The organism is Allocoleopsis franciscana PCC 7113 (assembly GCF_000317515.1).
Taxonomy (GTDB): Bacteria; Cyanobacteriota; Cyanobacteriia; order Cyanobacteriales; family Coleofasciculaceae; genus Allocoleopsis; species Allocoleopsis franciscana.
In genome coordinates, this window is record NC_019738.1 from 1,085,757 (window position 1) to 1,104,602 (window position 18,846).

20 protein-coding genes are annotated in these 18,846 nt (G+C 46.1%); 11 read left to right on the forward strand and 9 right to left on the reverse strand.

The window, feature by feature from the left end:
• The first annotated feature begins 61 nt into the window (after nucleotides 1-61).
• On the forward strand, nucleotides 62-226 hold the full coding sequence (locus MIC7113_RS35910) for a hypothetical protein (RefSeq protein ID WP_155897928.1): 165 nt from the start codon (nucleotides 62-64) through the stop codon (nucleotides 224-226).
• A 26-nt stretch (nucleotides 227-252) separates the two neighbouring features.
• On the opposite strand, the gene MIC7113_RS35915 is transcribed toward MIC7113_RS35910, so the two are convergent.
• Nucleotides 253-423 carry a hypothetical protein gene (locus MIC7113_RS35915; RefSeq protein ID WP_155897929.1) on the reverse strand — a complete coding sequence of 57 codons (171 nt, stop codon included), beginning with the start codon at nucleotides 421-423 and terminating at the stop codon, nucleotides 253-255.
• Nucleotides 424-699: 276 nt separating this feature from the next.
• Between MIC7113_RS35915 and MIC7113_RS35920 the strand changes: the two genes are divergently transcribed.
• The gene (locus MIC7113_RS35920; RefSeq protein ID WP_015180994.1) at nucleotides 700-882 is read left to right on the forward strand and encodes a hypothetical protein; all 183 of its coding nucleotides are present in this window, start codon (nucleotides 700-702) and stop codon (nucleotides 880-882) included.
• Here the strand turns inward: MIC7113_RS35920 and MIC7113_RS04550 are convergent.
• The gene (locus MIC7113_RS04550) at nucleotides 879-2,213 is read right to left on the reverse strand and encodes a P-loop NTPase fold protein (RefSeq protein ID WP_015180995.1); all 1,335 of its coding nucleotides are present in this window, start codon (nucleotides 2,211-2,213) and stop codon (nucleotides 879-881) included. The genes MIC7113_RS35920 and MIC7113_RS04550 overlap by 4 nt on opposite strands.
• Before the next feature lie 533 nt (nucleotides 2,214-2,746).
• On the opposite strand from MIC7113_RS04550, the gene MIC7113_RS04555 reads away from it, so the two are divergent.
• The 7 genes from MIC7113_RS04555 to MIC7113_RS04585 all read left to right on the forward strand — a co-directional run bounded on the left by MIC7113_RS04555 (nucleotide 2,747) and on the right by MIC7113_RS04585 (nucleotide 9,987).
• Nucleotides 2,747-3,589 (forward strand): cell division protein FtsQ/DivIB, encoded by an 843-nt coding sequence (locus tag MIC7113_RS04555; protein ID WP_015180996.1) that lies wholly within the window; start codon nucleotides 2,747-2,749, stop codon nucleotides 3,587-3,589.
• Nucleotides 3,590-3,801: 212 nt separating this feature from the next.
• On the forward strand, nucleotides 3,802-5,073 hold the full coding sequence (gene ftsZ / locus MIC7113_RS04560; RefSeq protein ID WP_015180997.1) for a cell division protein FtsZ: 1,272 nt from the start codon (nucleotides 3,802-3,804) through the stop codon (nucleotides 5,071-5,073).
• A gap of 284 nt (nucleotides 5,074-5,357) precedes the next feature.
• Nucleotides 5,358-6,176, forward strand: a complete 819-nt coding sequence (gene thiD / locus MIC7113_RS04565; RefSeq protein WP_015180998.1) for a bifunctional hydroxymethylpyrimidine kinase/phosphomethylpyrimidine kinase — start codon at nucleotides 5,358-5,360, stop codon at nucleotides 6,174-6,176.
• 148 nt (nucleotides 6,177-6,324) lie between these two features.
• Entirely contained in the window at nucleotides 6,325-6,894 is a 570-nt protein-coding gene (locus tag MIC7113_RS04570) for a hypothetical protein (RefSeq protein WP_015180999.1), read from the forward strand.
• A gap of 110 nt (nucleotides 6,895-7,004) precedes the next feature.
• On the forward strand, nucleotides 7,005-7,154 hold the full coding sequence (locus tag MIC7113_RS35925) for a hypothetical protein (protein ID WP_155897930.1): 150 nt from the start codon (nucleotides 7,005-7,007) through the stop codon (nucleotides 7,152-7,154).
• Between the two features lie 297 nt (nucleotides 7,155-7,451).
• On the forward strand, nucleotides 7,452-9,317 hold the full coding sequence (locus tag MIC7113_RS04580; RefSeq protein WP_041779898.1) for a sensor histidine kinase: 1,866 nt from the start codon (nucleotides 7,452-7,454) through the stop codon (nucleotides 9,315-9,317).
• Between the two features lie 10 nt (nucleotides 9,318-9,327).
• Nucleotides 9,328-9,987, forward strand: coding sequence for a sigma-54-dependent transcriptional regulator (locus tag MIC7113_RS04585; RefSeq protein WP_015181002.1), 660 nt, complete (start codon nucleotides 9,328-9,330; stop codon nucleotides 9,985-9,987).
• 140 nt (nucleotides 9,988-10,127) lie between these two features.
• Here the strand turns inward: MIC7113_RS04585 and MIC7113_RS04590 are convergent, their stop codons facing one another.
• Nucleotides 10,128-10,532, reverse strand: a complete 405-nt coding sequence (locus MIC7113_RS04590; RefSeq protein WP_015181003.1) for an NIL domain-containing protein — start codon at nucleotides 10,530-10,532, stop codon at nucleotides 10,128-10,130.
• A gap of 53 nt (nucleotides 10,533-10,585) precedes the next feature.
• Between MIC7113_RS04590 and MIC7113_RS04595 the strand changes: the two genes are divergently transcribed.
• Nucleotides 10,586-11,188 (forward strand): thioredoxin family protein, encoded by a 603-nt coding sequence (locus MIC7113_RS04595; protein ID WP_015181004.1) that lies wholly within the window; start codon nucleotides 10,586-10,588, stop codon nucleotides 11,186-11,188.
• A 130-nt stretch (nucleotides 11,189-11,318) separates the two neighbouring features.
• On the opposite strand, the gene MIC7113_RS04600 is transcribed toward MIC7113_RS04595, so the two are convergent.
• Together MIC7113_RS04600 and MIC7113_RS04605 are read right to left on the reverse strand one after the other, a co-directional pair.
• Nucleotides 11,319-11,813, reverse strand: coding sequence for a GAF domain-containing protein (locus MIC7113_RS04600; protein ID WP_015181005.1), 495 nt, complete (start codon nucleotides 11,811-11,813; stop codon nucleotides 11,319-11,321).
• A gap of 309 nt (nucleotides 11,814-12,122) precedes the next feature.
• The gene (locus MIC7113_RS04605) at nucleotides 12,123-12,374 is read right to left on the reverse strand and encodes a hypothetical protein (RefSeq protein ID WP_015181006.1); all 252 of its coding nucleotides are present in this window, start codon (nucleotides 12,372-12,374) and stop codon (nucleotides 12,123-12,125) included.
• Between the two features lie 118 nt (nucleotides 12,375-12,492).
• Here MIC7113_RS04605 and MIC7113_RS04610 point away from each other — a divergent pair, with 118 nt between their 5' ends.
• The gene (locus tag MIC7113_RS04610) at nucleotides 12,493-12,723 is read left to right on the forward strand and encodes a helix-turn-helix domain-containing protein (RefSeq protein ID WP_015181007.1); all 231 of its coding nucleotides are present in this window, start codon (nucleotides 12,493-12,495) and stop codon (nucleotides 12,721-12,723) included.
• 35 nt (nucleotides 12,724-12,758) lie between these two features.
• Here MIC7113_RS04610 and dndD read toward each other — a convergent pair whose 3' ends face one another.
• The 4 genes from dndD to dndB form a co-directional block, all read right to left on the reverse strand.
• Nucleotides 12,759-14,744, reverse strand: coding sequence for a DNA sulfur modification protein DndD (gene dndD / locus MIC7113_RS04615; protein WP_015181008.1), 1,986 nt, complete (start codon nucleotides 14,742-14,744; stop codon nucleotides 12,759-12,761).
• Nucleotides 14,745-14,967: 223 nt separating this feature from the next.
• On the reverse strand, nucleotides 14,968-16,593 hold the full coding sequence (dndC, locus tag MIC7113_RS04620) for a DNA phosphorothioation system sulfurtransferase DndC (RefSeq protein WP_015181009.1): 1,626 nt from the start codon (nucleotides 16,591-16,593) through the stop codon (nucleotides 14,968-14,970).
• Complete coding sequence (locus MIC7113_RS04625; protein WP_015181010.1) at nucleotides 16,590-17,624, reverse strand: HNH endonuclease; 1,035 nt, start codon at nucleotides 17,622-17,624, stop codon at nucleotides 16,590-16,592. The genes dndC and MIC7113_RS04625 overlap by 4 nt, the downstream gene beginning before the upstream one ends.
• Complete coding sequence (dndB, locus tag MIC7113_RS04630) at nucleotides 17,621-18,718, reverse strand: DNA sulfur modification protein DndB (protein WP_015181011.1); 1,098 nt, start codon at nucleotides 18,716-18,718, stop codon at nucleotides 17,621-17,623. The genes MIC7113_RS04625 and dndB overlap by 4 nt, the downstream gene beginning before the upstream one ends.
• Nucleotides 18,719-18,846: the final 128 nt, after the last annotated feature.

Below are 18,846 nucleotides of genomic sequence, written 5' to 3' on the forward strand. Positions count from 1 at the left end.
TAATTAGAGTCAAGTTTAAAAATTTTTTAATTGATTAGGACTTAAGCATTACCTTGACATCTTGGGTGGAAGCCAAGGAACCACACAGGGATTGCCCCTACAAGTGGGATTTGTGCATAGTTCTGTTGATGTGAAAGCCAGTGGAGTGATATTTCGGGGCTATCTGCGGCTGTGGGGATGGGTGCCATGCCGTCCGTTAAGTTATCTACGGACTCATTGCAAATAGTGGTGCTTGTACAGAAGCAGAACTTTTTACTCCTCCACTACCCCATAACTGATGATGGGGCAGTGAATCACAAGGGACTTGGATGGATGGCTCACTGTATCGAGAGCTATGGCTGGTGAGCGTTGCCAAACCTCTTTATGGTTTCCGCTCCAATCACCCCAATCACGCTCCGCAGAGCGCCTAAAAATTTGTTTCATTGTATTTAACCACACAGTAGTAGATGACCGCTTAGGATGGAAAGCGCACATTTTTTTTAAGGATTGTACGCTTGTGCACACTTCATAGTATCAGTGATTTCCGGGGGATGGTATGTAGCATTCAACCTTAAAAAAATCCGTAATTTTGCTAGGGATGATGCGCTTGACAATTCTGGCACAGATCAGGGACTAGTAAACTTCAAAACGCTGATAGGGATGTGATAAAATCTTGATTCTCCCTGTGATACCGATCGCTGACTGAATCGTTGAATAACGATGAATTTTCCTACTCTTAAGGTTCCCCCCATTAGAGAGCCTCGTCGTTGTGTTCTATGTGCTGGGTTACGGCAAGCAGAATATCTTGTGAATCATAAAATTTTCCGGGCTACAGAAGAAGCCGAAGTCATTTTCTCCTGTATTCACAAAACCCGGTATAAATTTAGCGTAATTCGGCACTAGACCCCGTTAGGCAAGGTAACTAAAGATTGAAATCTTTCTGTTTCTGCCAAAGCGGGGTTAATGCCAAACCAGCGCCCCATCTCATCCCGATACTCATAGACAAATCCACTCCGCAACAGTACTTGATATTCTCGTTCGCCCTTGACAATTTGTTGTCGAACCACCTGAGACAGCAAATCCCATTCCTCCTCATCCACGGCGAGAGCTAAGTCATCGCGGTAACCTTTGATCACACTTTCTAAGCACTCACGGGTGAAGGGTGGGTCTTCCTGTTGTAGGCAGTTATAGAGTAGCCCTAATAAGTTACGGACATGACCCCCACTCACACGGCACATCCGGTCGAGAGTGTCGGGACTGTCAAACACCTCTAAGATCAAATTCAGCCTCGCTTGAGGCTCCACATGAGGAAAGGCTCGTGCCATCACCATCTGTCGCATCAGCGCCATCCCTTTGGGGAAGTCACAACCATCCCGTGACTGAATCGGTACCATCGGCAGGACTTTAGGAGCCACACCAGCACCTAAGCGATTTTTCAGCGTTTCATACTCATTACAGAACATCAACGCTAAGGGCAGGGTGTAGACCAGATGGCACTTTAAGTCTCGTAACTGAGACCCACGGTCAATGAACAGATATTCCGGTTGCGATCGCCCAGAGGCTACGGGTCGGGGATCAACCCGATCCAGATTATCAATAATCACCACCAACCCTTTTTTGCCGCGATTCTTGAGTTCCTCAGTTCCCCGCAACAAAATTTCATCATTGATGGCGCTTAAAATGCTTTTAGTTCGAGGTTCTAGGTGCTGTCTGAGCTGGTCACGCAGTTCGGGGCTATCTTTGGTTTTAGCGGTAATTTTGGCAATTCCGACCGAGAGTTCAGCTTCCGTTGACAGCTCGATAGGGGTCTGCAAAAAATCTTTGAGGTCGTTGAAGAGTTTGGCAAAAGACCGAGGTTTGAGGTGGATGCCAACCGCCTCCAGGCTTTCGCTCACGGAGCGGGCGATACTGAGCAAAATATCGCTGATATCCACATCCGCCATGTCCAGGTCTTTACTGGACTCAAAATAAACCACATGAAATTGTTGCGCCTCCAACTGGGCTTTGAGTCGAAACAGCTCAGTAGACTTTCCGCAGCCGATATGGCCTGTAAACAACTGACAGGTGGGATCATCCGGAGAAAGGCGAGTGATGGTTCGTCCTAAGGCTTCCACAATTCTGCCGCCACGGACAGAAGAAAAATCGATATAGTATTGACGATCCTCCGGATTCCCCACAACAAGAGTTTTAGCTGGGTTACAAGCTCTGAAAAATGTTGGTAAATGCAGCTTCATTTCTTCAAGTAGGACTCACGCACCCTTTCAAGAATTTCAGGGATTTTGGCGTCTGTCGATCCCCCTGATGCCCCTCACCCCCCCTAGGCTCCGGTACGGGAGGATTTACTCGGTTGCGTTGGAGTCACTCAGGGGAAGGTAGAGGGAATTTGGGGATCACTCCTGTAATGTCTATTTTTCCTTTAGAATGTTGTCTTTCCTGATTAGCAATCGAGAGCGGCGGTAAGACGATAGGAGTCCTCATTGAGCATGTCCGGTCGTTAGGGCAGTCATCACTCAAGCCTTATGTCAGAATTACAGGCGTTGAAGGACTTTACTGAAGTTCAAGAGAGCCTTAATTTATATAGATTCAGGAGGGGCACTCGCCCTTTTTACTTACAGCGTCGGGAAAAGGAATGGTTAAATGGGAAAAGTATCTTGGGCAAATTGGATCGATGAGTACAGTTGACGGGGTGCTACCCAGTGAATCTTCACTCTCCCTTGTCTTTGAGCAACATCTTCAGAAATTACACATTAGATTGAGCGGTATGTAGATGGAAAGCATCGCATCAGTCTCTCAGGCACAATTGACCACCCGGCGCAAGCAGCTGCGACGCGAACGTCGAATTAAATCGGTTCAAGCCCTTTGGCGCTCAATGCTTGTGGGTGGTATGGCCACCGGCTTAGTGTGGGCGATTACGTTACCCGATTGGGTCATTTCAACTTCGGAACAAATTGTCGTCGAGGGCAATCACTTACTTTCTGCCAAATCGATTCGTTCCTTGCTGCCCTTGTCTTATCCGGAATCCATTCTGCGTGTCGAACCCCAAGCGATCGCCAAATCTCTAGAGTCTCAAGCTCCGATTGCCGAAGCTACCGTAACACGCCAATTATTGCCGCCCGGATTGACAATCAAAGTCAAAGAGCGTAAACCCGTGGCTATTGCTCAATCCGCTGCTTCCTCCCCGGCTCAAACGGCTAACTCTACCGTAAAATCGGGCTTCTTGGATGCCCAAGGCGTTTTGATGCCTGAAAACAGTTACACCAGGCTGGCGCAAAAACTGGAGTTGCCCTCACTCAAAGTGATTGGATCGTCGGATCAATATATCTCTCACTGGTCGGAAGTTTACCAAGCGGTAAGCCACTCCCCCGTGAAAGTTTTCGAGATCGATTGGCGAAATCCAACCAATTTAATCCTGAAAACCGAGTTAGGAAATGTTCATCTAGGCCCCTACAGTTCTCGATTGACAGAGCAACTGACCGTTCTGGATCGGATGAGAGAATTGCCGTCTCATATCCAGGCTGGGAACATCGCCTATATTAACCTGCAAAACCCAGAGTTTCCGGCAATTCAAATGGAAAAGGGAAATGATACGGTTTCACCCACCACTCATTAAGATTAAATAAATAATGAAGAGTGGGATCAAGAGGGCTTTGCTCTAGCTGCTTTTTAGGGCTGGAGCGACCCTTGATTATTAGCCTCTTCAAGACGGTCAACACCCTTACACCAAGGCTTCGTTGGTTTTTGAATCGACTTACCCTATAGTTGACTCAGATTGCTACCTATAACTGATACTGATAAAGTTGTTTATCACCCTGACCTATTGCAATGACGCTAAATAATAAACTAGAGCTTGACAATCAAAGCTCTCACATCACAGGACAAGCTGAACTATCAATTGGTGTGGACAATACACATCCCTATGGAAATTCTGGGTTACAGTTTGCTCAGATCTCTGAGTCCACCAAGGGAATACCCCGGGAAGAAACCAGGAGTGACAATATCGTGCCAGGTAGCGTTGCCAAAATTAAAGTGATTGGCGTAGGCGGGGGTGGGGGCAATGCAGTCAACCGCATGATCGCCAGTGAGGTGAGTGGGGTCGAATTTTGGTCGATTAATACAGATTCTCAAGCTCTAGCCCAAAACGCGGCAGCTAGGCGCTTACAAATGGGACAAAAACTGACGCGAGGACTGGGTGCTGGCGGAAATCCAGCGATTGGTCAAAAGGCGGCGGAAGAATCCCGTGAGGAAATTGCCCATGCGATTGAAAACGCGGATCTGGTTTTCATTACCGCTGGTATGGGGGGCGGCACGGGTACAGGAGCGGCACCAATTGTGGCTGAAGTCGCTAAAGAAATGGGTGCTCTTACCGTTGGCGTCGTTACCCGTCCTTTTACCTTTGAAGGACGCCGTCGCACCACTCAAGCTGAGGAAGGAATTGCCGCCTTGCAAAGTCGGGTGGATACCCTAATCGTGATTCCCAACAATAAGCTGCTGTCGGTGATTAATGAGCAGACTCCTGTTCAAGAAGCCTTTCGTGTAGCGGATGATATCCTCCGGCAGGGGGTTCAAGGTATTTCTGATATCATCACGATTCCCGGTCTGGTTAATGTAGATTTTGCTGATGTCCGCGCTGTGATGGCGGATGCGGGTTCTGCGTTAATGGGGATTGGCATCGGTTCTGGCAAGTCGAGAGCTCGCGAAGCCGCTTCTCAAGCGATTTCCTCTCCCTTGCTTGAAGCTTCTATTGATGGTGCCAGAGGCGTTGTGTTAAACATCACCGGTGGCAGCGACCTCACCCTCCACGAAGTGAATGCAGCGGCAGAAACTGTTTATGAGGTGGTCGATCCCAATGCCAATATTATTTTTGGAGCGGTGATTGATGACAAAATGCAGGGTGAGGTGAGAATTACCGTCATTGCCACCGGATTTAGCGGAGAAACCCAATCGGCACCCAGCTCAATGAAGGAAACTCCCTATCCACGGCGACCGATTGCCCCCACCCCCAATCCCCCCATGCCTCCCGTTGAACCGAGGGGTAGACAACAGGAATTAGATATTCCTGAGTTTCTGCAAAGGCGTCGTTTTCCTAAACCTTAGGCGTGGTGAACCTTGAACAGAAACAGAGGAGAATACCAGCTCCTCAACACTCAAAATGGATTAGAAAATGGTGTTGTTTCAGGTACGTCATCTACTTTTAACGTTGAATCGGGCTTTGAAACTTAAGATCGAGGTATTATCACCCGAAGCGTTTCACTAGGGTAGAAAATTCCTCTGTGGTGCATTCGCCCAGATTCGTATTTTTACAAGCTCTGATACCTGGATGTGTTCTATAGCTATGAGCTGGAATAAGAAATAGCTAAAATCGGTCTTTGTTCTTTAATATGACCTGTCAAACTCAATTAAATGTACCCGTTGCCCTAACAATAGCTGGTTCCGATAGCGGCGGCGGCGCTGGGATTCAAGCAGATTTAAAAACATTCGCCTTTCACTGCGTACACGGCACCAGTGCCCTGACTTGCGTAACGGCACAAAACACTCAGGGTGTGTCGCGGGTTGATGCTCTGCCTCCAGAGGCCGTGGTTGCCCAAATCGAGGCGGTAGTCAGCGATATTGGCGTGCAGGCGACCAAAACGGGGATGTTACTCAATCAGGAGATTATTCAAGCTGTGGCAACCCAGGTCAAAATCCTAGGTTTGGATAACCTGGTGGTAGACCCGGTGATGGTATCCCGGACGGGTGCCCAATTGATTGATGATTCGGCGGTACAGTGTTTACGGGATGTCCTGATGCCCCTAGCCGCTATTGTCACGCCGAACCGCTACGAAGCCCAAATATTGAGTGGTTTAGCCATTCATACCCTAGAGGATATGCAAGCAGCAGCCCAATGCATTCATCAACTGGGGGTGACGGCTGTTCTGGTCAAAGGGGGAGGAATGACAGGCAGCCTGCGCGGGGTTGATGTGTGGTTTGATGGGCAGGAGCTATCCACCCTGAAAACAGAACAAGTGGAAACCCACCATACCCATGGGACGGGTTGTACGCTCAGTAGTGCGATCACTGCCAATCTAGCACAGGGGAAAGACCTTGGATCTGCGGTGCGATGCGCTAAGGATTATGTCACAACGGCATTAAACTATGCCTTAGACATGGGTCAAGGAACAGGGCCAGTGGGACATTTTTTTCCCTTGTTGCGCTCCTAGTCCTCAAAATTGAAAGGGGTGCACAAGTAAGGTTGAATAGATGGTCAATTTCTGAAAAAATTGCTGAGCTTGGACTCATAATTCCACTATTGTGACCTTACGCAAGTTTGCGATACCCATAACCTGTCATTTTTAGATTAATCCTTCTATGCAAACCCCCCCAACTGACCGTTACAGCCAAAAAAACTCCAATCCATACAGCCCATCTGTCCCTATTTCAGTCTATCGAGAACTGGCGGCTGAGTTGCAAGACGCACGGGAGACGGTAGAATCCCTAAAATCTCAAAATCAGCAGTTAGTCCAGCAAAATCAACAACTGCGCCAACAAGTTGAAAAAGTGGTTCAGTCCGCTCAGCATCTCCAACAGATTGTTGCGTCCTTTGGGTCTGTGAATGAGGTAGAGATTCCTCGACCTCAGCCCCAAAGGCCACCCGAACCCCGTCCCGTTGCACCGCCTCCGCCGCCTCCTAGGGCAACCACTATCCAAGAGGAATTTGCACCGCCTCCTCCAGCTCCTGAACCGATTCCCTCCCCTTACCGAGAGACGGTGGTGATTGAACAAGAGGAGCGTCCTCGCCGCACTTCACCTTCAGAGGGGTTCTCTGATGTCAGTGGTTGGATGTTACTGGTCGCCATTTTACTGATTGTACTAACAGCCTTTGGCACAGGCTTTTTAATCGTGCGACCGCTGTTAAATAACAACAATAAAAATCGTTAAGCCTTGATAGAAAAAGGCAGAAGGGAGACCGAAACTCATAGGAGGACAAAAGTCACTGGAGCTAAGAGTTAGGAGACAGAAGGCTCTTATGTTTATTACTGGTTAAGGGGTTGCCAGAGCCGTTAAAGAAAGCCCTAACCTTTGTGGCGACAGCTATACCTGTTCTGACAGTGGGTCAGCGGCTCGATACCAGCATCTACCATCATCTCAACAAACAGCGCCTGGGCGCGTTAGTGTGCGATGGACACCTAGGGACATAGTAAGTTTATCCATTTTCAATGGTAGATTAATCATCCCTAGTAGAGATTTCTGCGATTTGAGATTTTCCCGCTTTTCAATCAATAGCCATACAGTAGTTTGTAGAGGTACGATCTTATCATTCCCGAAGCTGGGATAAGCTGTTATGTATTTAATTTCTATATCATTATCAGGTTCGCGGGGGAGCTGGGGAGCTGGGGAGAATGAATTATACAATTTAAATACTGATGAGTTTAAAAGCAACAACCAACTGTGATAAATACTGCTAATCCAAAATTCAAACATTAAGATCTCTACGGGTGAAACTGAGAAAGAAAATACTGATTGGCTACGGCTTCGTCCTCACGTTAATGGTGACGGTGTGCGCTTTGGCGGTCGTCAGCTTGCATCGACTCGGTCAAGCGAGTCAGGCTATCTTACAAGAAAACTACCGCAGTATCCTGGCAGCCCAAAACATGATTGAGGCAATCGAGCGTCAGGATAGTGCGACGCTGTTGCTTTTGTTGGGACACAACAGCGAGGGTCAAAAACAGTTTCAAGAGTACGAGGTTGAGTTTCTGAAATGGTTAGGTCGGGCGCATGATAATATCACGATCGCCGGGGAAGGACAGCTCGTCAAAACCATTGAAGCTAAGTATCAGGACTATTTAACCGCATTCTCCCAACTACGGGAATGGCGATTGACTCCAGCGCCCAATTTATCAACGGACTACTATCGCCAAACGATGCAGCCTCAGTTTCAAGCGGTTCGTGAGCGCTGCATAGAACTGCGCCGATTAAATCAACAAATCATGGAAGCCGCTTCTATTCGAGCCGAGTCAGTCTCAACGCGGGCAATTGGGTCAATGCTTTTAACCAGCACAGCGGCTGTAGGTAGCGGTTTGGCTTTTAGTCTGCTCCTATCCACCTTTTTAGTGCGGCCTTTGCGAGAAATGAGTCGCGCTTCAGACCGAATTGCTGAGGGCGATTACGATGTGGTGCTGTCTATTCGCTCCAATGATGAACTGGGAAACCTCGCCAGTAAAATTGTCACAATGAGCCGCAAATTACAGGAATTTCATCAACTGAATGTGGGCAAGTTGATGGCAGAAAAACAACGCAGTGAGGCGATTATTAGCAGCATTGCAGATGGAATTATTGTGGTTGATGCTCATTCCCAAATCATTGCGATTAATCCCAGTGCGGCAAGAATTTTCCATACCTCACCTCAACTCGCCCAAGGTAGGTCTTTTGTTGATGTATTTGATCATCAAGAGCTTTATGAGTCGATCACAATCACGGCTCAGACGGGAGAGACGCCCTACCTGAGTGAGGAACAATCGATCCTATCGATGAGCGATGATAACCCAAGGCAATATTACAAGTTTTCCATCACGCCGGTGAAGACCGAGGATGACCAGATGTTGGGTGTTGTGCTGTTATTGCAAAACGTCACCCAGTTAAAAGAACTAGAGCAACTCAAAACCCAATTCGTGATGACGGCATCCCATGAATTACGGACACCGTTAACGGGAATATCAATGAGTATTGAGCTATTGATGGAGAGTGCCCAAGAGAAACTATCCCCAACACAGCAGGAACTCCTGAAAGCGGCGCAGGAAGATGTTCAGCGCTTGCGGATGCTGGTCAATGACTTGTTGGATCTGGGCAAAATTGAGTCGGGTCGGATGGAAATGGATGTTGATGCGGTGAGTTTGGGAGGATTGCTGGAAAAGGCGATCGCACTTTTCTCAAGACAGGCGCAGGAAAAAGGCGTAAAACTCACCTCCTCTTTACCAGAGAATGTACCGGATGTGAGAGCCGATGCGAACAAAATCATCTGGGTACTGACTAACCTAATTGCCAATGCCTTGCGATATACCGATACGGGAGGTCATATTCACCTGACTCTCAGGCGTCTGGGCGACTATGCCTGTGTGTTAGTCACGGATGATGGGCCTGGTATTCCTTTGGACTATCAACCACGAATTTTTGACAAGTTCGTGCAGGTGCAAACCCCTAGAGATGTGGGTGGCAGTGGATTAGGATTAGCCATCTGTAAGGAGATTGTCAAAGCTCACGGCGGTACCATTTGGGTAGACTCAACTCCCGGAAATGGGAGTACATTTACATTTACCCTGCCGGTTGTTGCCGCTAGCGCCATTACCAGAACTTACGAAACATAGGATTGTGTCGATGTCCAGAATTCTGATTGTTGATGACGAAAAAAATCTCCGAATGACCATGAGGATGTGCCTGGAACCGTTTGGTTATGAAATTAGCACGGCGGATGATGGAAAAGATGCTCTTAGGCAATTAGAGGAGCAAGAATTTGACTTGATACTCCTCGATATTCGACTCCCAGGAATGGATGGTTTGGAAGTTCTGCGGCGGGCGGTGAAACACCATCCCGATATTCGGATTATCATGGTTTCGGCTCATGGGACGGTGGAAAACGCGGTTGAAGCCATGAAACTGGGTGCTGTGGACTTTATTCAGAAGCCCTTCACTCCCCAAGAAATTCGGACGATTGTCAAGCAAGTGCTTGATCGCGAAGGGCTTGAGGAGACGCAAGCGTTAGATTATGATTCCCACATTCAACTGGCTAAGCGTTACGTCAGTCGGCGACAGTTCAAAACCGCCATGGAACATGCTAAGAAAGCGATCGCATCTGACCCTTCACGCCCCCAAGCTTTTAACCTCCTGGGTGGCTTGCAGGAGATTCTGGGAGAGCGTTTGAACGCGATTAAGAATTATCGGGTGGCGGTTGACCTTGACCCCACTTACAAACCGGCTCAGCAAAATCTCGACCGCGCTATCACGGTGAGAAAAGTCAGTCAGCCTAATTTGGGCTAATCCAATAAGCTAATTGGCATTCAAGTTGCATGATGGAGGAGGCAAGGCAGATGGCAGACAGCAGACGGCAGAAGGATTAAGAGTTTTCCGCTTATCACCAAACTGTGCAATTTAAATGCACATCAGCTTTGCCCGGTAGTTCAGAGATTAGTAGAAATGGCTTGAACCGGACAGGTGGGAATACACTGTTCGCAGACAATGCAGCGCGATCGCGTAAAGTTGAGTTTGAAGGTTACTGGGTCAAGAGTCAGCGCTTGGGTGGGACAAACACCGGTACATAAGCCACAATCGACACAGCTATCTTCATCAATTAAAATTTCACGTCCTAGTAGGGAAACATTAATATCTTGCGATCGCATCCACTCAATCGCTGCATCTATCTCATCAATATCTCCCAATAATTCCACAACTAATGTCCCGATTTGATTGGGTGCGACTTGGGCACGGATGATATTTGCCGCTACATTAAAATCCTTTGCCAGTCGGTAAGTCACTGGCATGTGAACGGTGCGTTTGGGAAAGGTTAGCGTTACCCGTTTTTTCATTGCCTTGTTAAAGTGTGTGTGTAAAATGTAACAATTTATCAGCTCAGTTAAGCATGGCTACGAATACACCGGATTCTGAACCAACCTCCCCTCAGCCGGCTGAAACCACTGTGGGTCAACGCCTGAGAAATTTTTTGATTGCGCTGGTTGCCTTTGCCCTCGGTATTGCTCTATTTTTGGGGACGCAAACCCAAACGGGTGCAACTTCTCTCGACGCCCAAGCGGAGGCATCTACTCCCTTAGAAGTGGCACTGAGTAATGGCAAGCCAACTGTCATGGAGTTCTATGCTAACTGGTGTACCAGTTGTCAGGCGATGGCGAACGATTTGGAGGAACTCAAGGATAAGTATGGGGATGGGGTTAATTTTGTGATGTTGAATGTAGACAACAGCAAATGGTTACCCGAAATCCTCACTTATCGGGTGGATGGTATTCCTCATTTTGTATTTTTTGGTGATGATGGAAAAGCGATCGCTCAGGCCATTGGTGAACAACCTCGGAGCATTATGGATGCTAATTTAGAGGCTTTAGTGGCGGATCTTCCTCTACCTTATACCCAAGCTAACGGACAGGTTTCTGCTTTTGACGCTCCCGTCTCTGCAACAAAAGCCAGTCAAGATGACCCTCGGACTCACGGTGCTCAAGTGCAGCCATAAATTCAGCCTATTCAAGGTGCGTTACGGCGCAGAACGTTGCACAATTTGAGAGAAATTAAATTGCTTAACACTATGCGCCTCACGCACCCTACAGGTCATTAATGTTTAGTTGATTAATGACCTGTTAGCATTAAGTCTCTTGAATGGCAGAAGTCATCGCTAAGGTTTCTGCGGCTTGTTGCATAGCACCCATATCGGAGCGTGACCAAGGATGAGTATCTTGGCAGTGATGAGCAATGAGCAGTCCCCATAGCTTTTCGCCCTGCAAAACAGGTACGGCTAAATTAGCACGAACCTGCATTGTTCTGAGGAAATCACGGTGGCAAGAATGGATGGGTTCTGTTTCAATATCTGCGATCGCTCTTACCCGTCCTTCTCGGTACATTTGGGCATACTCGTCATTAAAGCACTGGTCGGGGCCGCTGGAGCCGAGGATCGAAAATTTCTCTGAGCTTAAAGATTCAATGGTCACTCGCCCCTCCCACTCATCATAAAAGTAATACAAGACTACCCGATCAACGTGAAGAACCTCCCTTAAATTGTTTACGGTTGTTTGCACTAAGAAATCTCTTGCGAGAGTGCCGGCAATGCGATCGATTACTCTTTGTAAACCCCGTTCGGACATACGATGGAAATAAGATTTGATAGAGTTTCTAGGATAATGGGTAATCCTATTAAAGTGAAACTTCTTGGCTTTTCAATCCTTGTCTCTAAAATCTGCCTAGCCAACGCAAGATTTGGAGTGAGTACTTTAAACTCCCAAATTGAATCGGTTGGCTTTTACCAACAATAACCAGCCTCAACAATAGTTGGGCATTGAGTTAATTATTTTTTGACAACTAGGTGTGAATGATAAATGACCAAGGGGTTTATGTAGCTGCCGTTACCCCTTGGTAGATATTGAATGGCTGAGGTTTCTTGACCGATAAAGATATCAATCTATCAAAATTTGTCGCCTCAATACACTCATTACCTCGTCTGAATTGGAGGTAGGTTGCAGGGGACTCCACTCTGTCACGTTGGCGAAGCCGAGAACGTATTGCTTGCGAATAACGCTGTTAACGGCTTTGGGTGAGCCAATCACGATCATTTTGATGCGTTCTCGTCTTGGACGCGGTTGTTTGGGAATGTGGTCAGAGTTAGGTGGGGTTGGGGTTTCGTGGGTGTTGGGTAGAAATTCTTCCATTGGAGTTTACCTGGTTTTTGATTGAGTCTGTTGCAAATCTGCAACAGCGTAATCCTATCTTGAGTGATGCAAATCTGCAACATTTACTTTGTTATTTGCCTCTGACACAATCTGAGGCATGGGAAAAGCAGGGCAAGCCCTCAAACAGGTGTTAGAAAGTTATGGCATTAGCCAAAATCGCGTCGCTGTGACGATGGGAATTCGGCGATCAAATGTTAACCGTTGGGTGAATGAAATGGCAGATCCGGCGGCAGATGCGGTGCTTGAGATTCGGGATGCGCTTGAGAAGATTGATCCAGATGCGGCGGAAGAGTTTATTCGGCTGTATTTGGGCCGATCGACTCAGTGATAAAAAGGGCTTTTGATTCGCTTCCTTTAATCTGCTTACCAAAAGTAACCCAACTCGGCGGTGGTTTGACGCTTGCTGGGGTCGTATTTCAAGAGATACTCCCGTGCGATCGCGTCTGCTTCTCTCAGGCGTTCGACTTCGGTTTTACCGATTTCAGTGTCGGTAGAAAGCAGTATCACTTGATGGGAGGCGGCGGGGAAGTAGCGATCAATCAGGTTAGTGCGGTGGGAGGAGTCGAGGCGTCCGAGGGGTGTGTCGATTGCGATGGGGAGGTGGCGTCCGGATACACGGGCGAGTCCCCAGAGAAATGCGATCGCAAGTAGCTGTTTTTCACCGGCTGAGAGGCGATGTTTGGGCACGAGTTGTCCGGAGAGGTCGTATAGGGAAAGGCTAAAGGTAGTCGTATCAATCGCTACTCGATGCACTAAGTCAGATTTGTGCAGGAGATAACGGAAACACTCTGTTACTTCTATTTCTAATTTGTTCAGTTTTTTGAGGGTTAATCGCTCTTTAAAGAGTTTGAGTGTAGCTTGGACTTTGGCGGCAGAGGTGATGATATGCTGATTATTTCTTAGTTTGATGTTGTCTTCAGCATAGTCTTCTAAGCCTTGTTTGGTTTTTGCGATCGCCCGTTTTAATTCCTCACAGCGGCGATTGACGCTTTCATAGGTGGCTTTGGCTTTTACGACTTCGTTTTGTGCCTCTTTAACCGCATTTTTCAATTGTTCGTAGGCTTCAGGCGATGCAGCCGTAGCAATTTGTCGGTCTAAAAAATCAATTTCAGTTTCAAGTTCTTTGAGCTTTTCCTGTTTTTTATTGGCTTTATATTGGCTGTATTTTAGGTCATGTTTGAGGAGATTTTCTAGTTGAGTTAGAGCCTCGCTATCAGCCAGTAACCAGGGTTCTTTGTTCGCAGCAATTTCTTGTGCAAGTTCTTGATTTTCTCCATCTAGGAAGGTTTTAATTTTCTCTCTTGTTTTAGTGTTTAATTTTAATTGGCTAATATACTCTAATAGGCGTTGATCGCGCTCTTTTAAGACATCCTGTGCCATTTGCCGCTGAGTAATACGGCTTTCTGTTTCGGCTTGGGATTGAGCTTGAGTAATAAGGGGTGAAATTAGAGTTAAAGGCAAGGCACCCGCTGCTAATTCTCTCATTGCCTGACGGGTGTCGTCTGCTTGTGCGGTTAGGTCTTTGTATTGGCTTTGGAGTAGGTTGCGATCGCTAGCAATTTTACCGCCTTCATAGATGAATTTTTCCTGAGCCAAACGCTGTTGTTCTTCTGCACGTTGTACTTCGGTATTAAGACCAGATAATTCTTGAGTTGCTGCTTCTAATTCGTCTTTTTGTTGATACAGTTTTTGTTCAATTTCTTCTAAAGTTGCAATGTCTTTAGCGCTGGCAATTTCCCTACGTTTGCGGCTGACTAGAATATCTAAGTCCGTTGATAGGCGTTCTGCTAATTCTAAGCCTAATAGGGATTGAATGGCTCCAACCACAAGAGGGGGTGGTGTTTCGAGTTCAGCAAGTTCTTTAACTTGTTCACCGTCGAAGAGAAATAGGTTGGAAATTCCTAACGGGAGTAAGTTTTCGATATACTCATCCCAAGTATTGGCGAGGGCTTTATCAGGCCATTCTTCATCAATGAGGACACCTAATGTATCTTTGCCATCTTTAGGGTCTGTTGTCCAATATCTGACCACTCTTAAGGTAGTCGGTTTATCCTCTTGGATGACTTCAAAGGCTAATTCTATTCGGGCTTTTTCTGTGGGTGGTGTATTGCGGTTAACACACTGAGTCAGGAAGTCGGAATAGCTTAAATTGCCGCGTGTGGAACATTGGGCGCGAGAACCATAGAGGGCGAGGCGAATGGCGTCCATGAGAGTTGTTTTGCCGCCGCCATTCATGCCGCCGAATAGGATAATGGGGCGAGTGGTGTCATCAATTTCTGGGCGTAGATTGATAACTTGTTTGCCTAGGTATGGGCCGAAATTTTGCAGGACGAGTTCAAGGAATATCACTTTAAATAAAGAGGTGTTTTTTAAGGTAATAAGATGATTACTTTATTATATTAAATAGGAGTAATCACATGGAATTTCGCCGTTGAAACTATATCATTTTATAGTAAAAACAACAATAAGAAGAAGAATTATTATGGCACTATTTTAGCTGCGTTGTTAACCGCCAGGGAATTAATTTCCTGGCGGTTGACTGGCGGTTGACTGGCGGTTGGCTAAATGTTAACTAACTATCTTCATCATCGATTTTGATATCGTCTGGCTTTGAAGATGAGAATTTAATACTTGCCCAATTTAAATTAAGCTGCTTTGCTTCTTCACCAGCGCATTCCTCAAACTTTTGTCTAACCTCGTGAATTTCAGCCCTATCATCTTTTAGAGCTTTGACTGTATTTTTCAAGTTTCTTTGATAGTGAGCATTTTCAATTGCTTCATCCTTAGAACGAGAACTGCTGGCAAAGCATTTATCCAGGCTGTCGTAGATGCCGCGCCGGGATTTGGCGTGATACTGGCTTTCTGTGTGTAGCAGTCTCGCCATGAGTTCTAGGTGCATTTCGTCGTCACAAATTTCGTTTAATACTGTCCACTCATCGGTACCTAGCAGTTTCTTTTCTGCACTGGGACGAGAATCTTGGAAGGGTTCGCCTGTAACTTCTTCGTAAATGCGGGGTAAACTGTCGTCGAACTCGTGCTTTTCTTCTAACCAAATGCGGCGAATTTCACTGAGTTCTTCATGGGTAATTAGGGTGATATCCCGCATTTCTGGGGGTGCGGTGCGGCGAACTTGGGTTTGTGCTTCTAAGACTCGCCTTAACCAATGTTCCCGCCAGTATTTAGTATAGGGGCCAGGCATTGGTTCAACAGAGATGGCACCGTCAACATTGCGTTCAAAAAGTTCGACTCTACCATAGATACGGCGGAAGTCTCTTTTAGGGCGATCATCCTCAACATCCAAGTCATTACGGATATCGAGTAGAGGCTGCATCCATTCTTTCTCCTCATCATTTTGGATCATCGCCTCCATTGATTTATCCTTATCAACCATCGTGCAAACCCAACAACCAAAACGAGAACTGCCACAGCTAGGGGTAGAAGTATCTACCACTAAGGGGCATTCATTATCTGCTGTTGCACCTCGATACATAGTAAATAAATCTTTGTTGCTATATCCCCAAGGATTTTGCCACTGATTTAGGTAAATCCAGACTTCATCAGTGCGCCAGTCTTCTATAGGGAGATAAATTAGAGAATTAGGGCGGTTGGGATTAGTGTTGAGGCGATCGCGCACCCGCCACTCTCTATGTTTAGCCATTGTTGCAGCGCGTTTAACGCTTTCAGCCGTCCGAGTACCTAGAACAAGAATTACTTCACCGCTATTTCTAATTACTTCACGAATAAAAGAGTCAGCAGGCTTAATTTTTAGGCGTTCAGTACACCACCTGAAACGATTTCTAGGTGCTGGATAGCCTTTGCCCATTAAGCATACCCAGAATGTATCTTTAACTGCCGGATATGTTAGATGCGTCTCTATTGGCATTCCCTGTTCTTGGGCAGCAGTTTTCATTTGATCTAGGGATTTGCGTACCCAGGCAGAGACAATCGGGTTCTCTACGAGCGTATCATTTGTAATTACATAGATTGTCTTGCTTCGTTTTTCTTGTGGCAGAGCTGCGATCGCGTTCCATACAAGCTGCAAGACACACGTACTATCCTTCCCGCCACTCCAGCCAATGACAATCGGTATGTCGTCTTGACAATATAACTCTTGGATTTCTTCAGTTAGTTTTTGTATATCTTCCACTAACTGCTCAACAGTGCGCTGTGGAAATAGTGAAATCTGTGTTTCTGTCATAGCTGAAACCTCCATTTTTTACGATGCCATTTAAGTGATTCACGGCTTGGATAATATTTGCCTGGATCGTATTTTTTTGTATCCGGTAGGAGGATATCTTCGCCGTGAAAATCTTTCATTTTTCGCGTATGTGGCGATTCTTCTTGTAAATCAGTAGTAATAATGATCTTGTAATTATCAGTTAAGCTAAACCATCCTTTATCAAAAGCCCAATGATGATTTTTACAGAGTGATATTCCATTAGTGATTTCATTGTTAAATGATATTGCGAATGGTTCAATGTGTGCGCCATCTACAATGTTTTGATTCAGAGAATTGCTCACTTTCAATCTACAGAAAGCACATTTATAATCATAAATTCCTACAACGGCTTTCCCAAAAACTACCTCTCTAGCGGCGGACTTCCTAAAATAAAATTTTTGGGCTAGTTTGTCAGATTTTTTTAACTTTTTTATTTCTTCTTCTATAAAACTTTGGAATGATTTATTAGCTTTTAAAAGATATTCTGTTTTATCTTCGCCGATATCTTCACTTGATGTAAACCATTTTGACACAAGAGTATCGACTAATTCCTTTCTTGAATCGTTATCCTGCAACAAATTAAATAGTTCCTGATCTATATAAGCATGGTTTACATAATTTTTTAGTTGCTTAATTGATTTTCTTATTTTTTCATTTATTAGTTTTTTGTTTGATGAAATATCACGATAATATTCAGCTTTGTAGTCAAGATGCCAAAATTGATGTTCTTCATTTTGCAAATGAAAAAATGGCATTGACAAACTACTATCAAAACTTCTGTCAGGACTTAAAATATTTCTATATTTATTGAATGTAGTTCGTAATTCTTCGGTGATATGAATATGATTAGCTTGAATTAAACCTTCTGCAATTAGATCGATTACAGATAAAAGCAATATCGGTTGGTAGGGAGCCTCTCCCCTTTCAGTTCTATTTACATTAATCTCCTTAAAACACTGACGGTAGTATGCTAAGTCTCGCTGGTTTCCTGGCTCTTGTTCTATACTCATTTCTCCCTCCCCACATCAACAAGAGTATTCTCTAACCCTTCCTCCTCCAACGTTAGCGCCAAACCCAAAAACCCCTTAATGTAAGCCGTCATCCGACTCACACTAATTTGAGACTGAGAAATCCCCCCTTTAGACATAATTCGCCCTTGCCAATCCGGATTAGAACGCGACCAATCAATTCGCGCCAGTCCCGCCAAATGTTCCTCCCAACCATCCGGGTAAATCGATAACAGACTTGCCCCCACTCTACCCAATCCTGTAAGCGCGATCGCATGACAATGCACATAATCCCGGCGCATCTCGCTTGCAGCTACTTTTTTCTGTAAAACCATCTCCCAATCTGGCATATAGCGCGTTACCGCATTCCAGTATCCAGCAGCAAGTTCAATCTGCTCGTTCACCTCAGCATTCTGACCATTAGCAAGCAGGGCAAGGGTAGCATTATAGATGCTGCTGAGCGTAAATAACTTACCCGAACGACTCGGCAGACTACTGCGTTCCATATCCGTCAGCGTCCGAAACACCGGAACTTCCTTAATCACCGCCCTAACTAAACTCGCCCTCTCATCCCGGTGGTCATAAAGTATTGTCAGCGATGGATCGAGAGGGACAGGATAACGGTTCAAATCCAGACACATCTGTTGCGATCGCTTCAACCCAATATCCAAAAACAGGATAAGTGCGATCGTCTCATACCCCAATTCTGGCTTCTCTTGCAACGCCAGTTCAAACGCCGCCCGCCGATGTTCTCCATCATGAATCGCAAACCGCGCATCCATCGGCACCCTCAACCGTCCAATCTTTCGCGCCTCTGCCTCCGTACCAATCGGTTCAAAGGTAATATCCGCATCAATCGATGCCGTAATTGCTGAGAAAGTATAGTCCTTGCGATTGTCCAGAATATATCGCGCAATTTCCGGAACGCGAGTCTTATTCGACGTGCGCCGCGCCCTCATTTCCGGCAGCACTTCCTGATCATTGCCAGCGAACAGCTTCGGGATATACCGCGCTGGACACATAGAGATGTAATATTCGCGCCCTGCTTGAATCCCTCGGATGACGGGCAAGACGTACTCGAAGGAGGGAATAGCCATAAAATACCCTGCCTTGTTAGTTTTTGTAGATGTGATACCAATTTCATAAATGTTTGCTACAGATGCGCCTCTGGCTCCCCCCTTAATAAGGGGGGTTGGGGGGGTCGATGTGTAACGCTATTTTAGAA

Coding starts and splice junctions, on each gene's coding strand:
- MIC7113_RS04555 (WP_015180996.1), top strand. CDS start 2,747: ATGGAAAGCATCGCATCAGTCTCTCAGGCACAATTGACCACCCGGCGC.
- thiD (WP_015180998.1), top strand. CDS start 5,358: ATGACCTGTCAAACTCAATTAAATGTACCCGTTGCCCTAACAATAGCT.
- MIC7113_RS35915 (WP_155897929.1), bottom strand. CDS start 423: ATGAAACAAATTTTTAGGCGCTCTGCGGAGCGTGATTGGGGTGATTGG.
- MIC7113_RS04625 (WP_015181010.1), bottom strand. CDS start 17,624: ATGAGTATAGAACAAGAGCCAGGAAACCAGCGAGACTTAGCATACTAC.
- MIC7113_RS04570 (WP_015180999.1), top strand. CDS start 6,325: ATGCAAACCCCCCCAACTGACCGTTACAGCCAAAAAAACTCCAATCCA.
- MIC7113_RS04605 (WP_015181006.1), bottom strand. CDS start 12,374: ATGGAAGAATTTCTACCCAACACCCACGAAACCCCAACCCCACCTAAC.
- dndC (WP_015181009.1), bottom strand. CDS start 16,593: ATGACAGAAACACAGATTTCACTATTTCCACAGCGCACTGTTGAGCAG.
- MIC7113_RS04610 (WP_015181007.1), top strand. CDS start 12,493: ATGGGAAAAGCAGGGCAAGCCCTCAAACAGGTGTTAGAAAGTTATGGC.
- MIC7113_RS35920 (WP_015180994.1), top strand. CDS start 700: ATGAATTTTCCTACTCTTAAGGTTCCCCCCATTAGAGAGCCTCGTCGT.
- dndB (WP_015181011.1), bottom strand. CDS start 18,718: ATGGCTATTCCCTCCTTCGAGTACGTCTTGCCCGTCATCCGAGGGATT.
- MIC7113_RS04590 (WP_015181003.1), bottom strand. CDS start 10,532: ATGAAAAAACGGGTAACGCTAACCTTTCCCAAACGCACCGTTCACATG.
- MIC7113_RS04600 (WP_015181005.1), bottom strand. CDS start 11,813: ATGTCCGAACGGGGTTTACAAAGAGTAATCGATCGCATTGCCGGCACT.
- MIC7113_RS04550 (WP_015180995.1), bottom strand. CDS start 2,213: ATGAAGCTGCATTTACCAACATTTTTCAGAGCTTGTAACCCAGCTAAA.
- ftsZ (WP_015180997.1), top strand. CDS start 3,802: ATGACGCTAAATAATAAACTAGAGCTTGACAATCAAAGCTCTCACATC.
- MIC7113_RS04585 (WP_015181002.1), top strand. CDS start 9,328: ATGTCCAGAATTCTGATTGTTGATGACGAAAAAAATCTCCGAATGACC.
- MIC7113_RS04595 (WP_015181004.1), top strand. CDS start 10,586: ATGGCTACGAATACACCGGATTCTGAACCAACCTCCCCTCAGCCGGCT.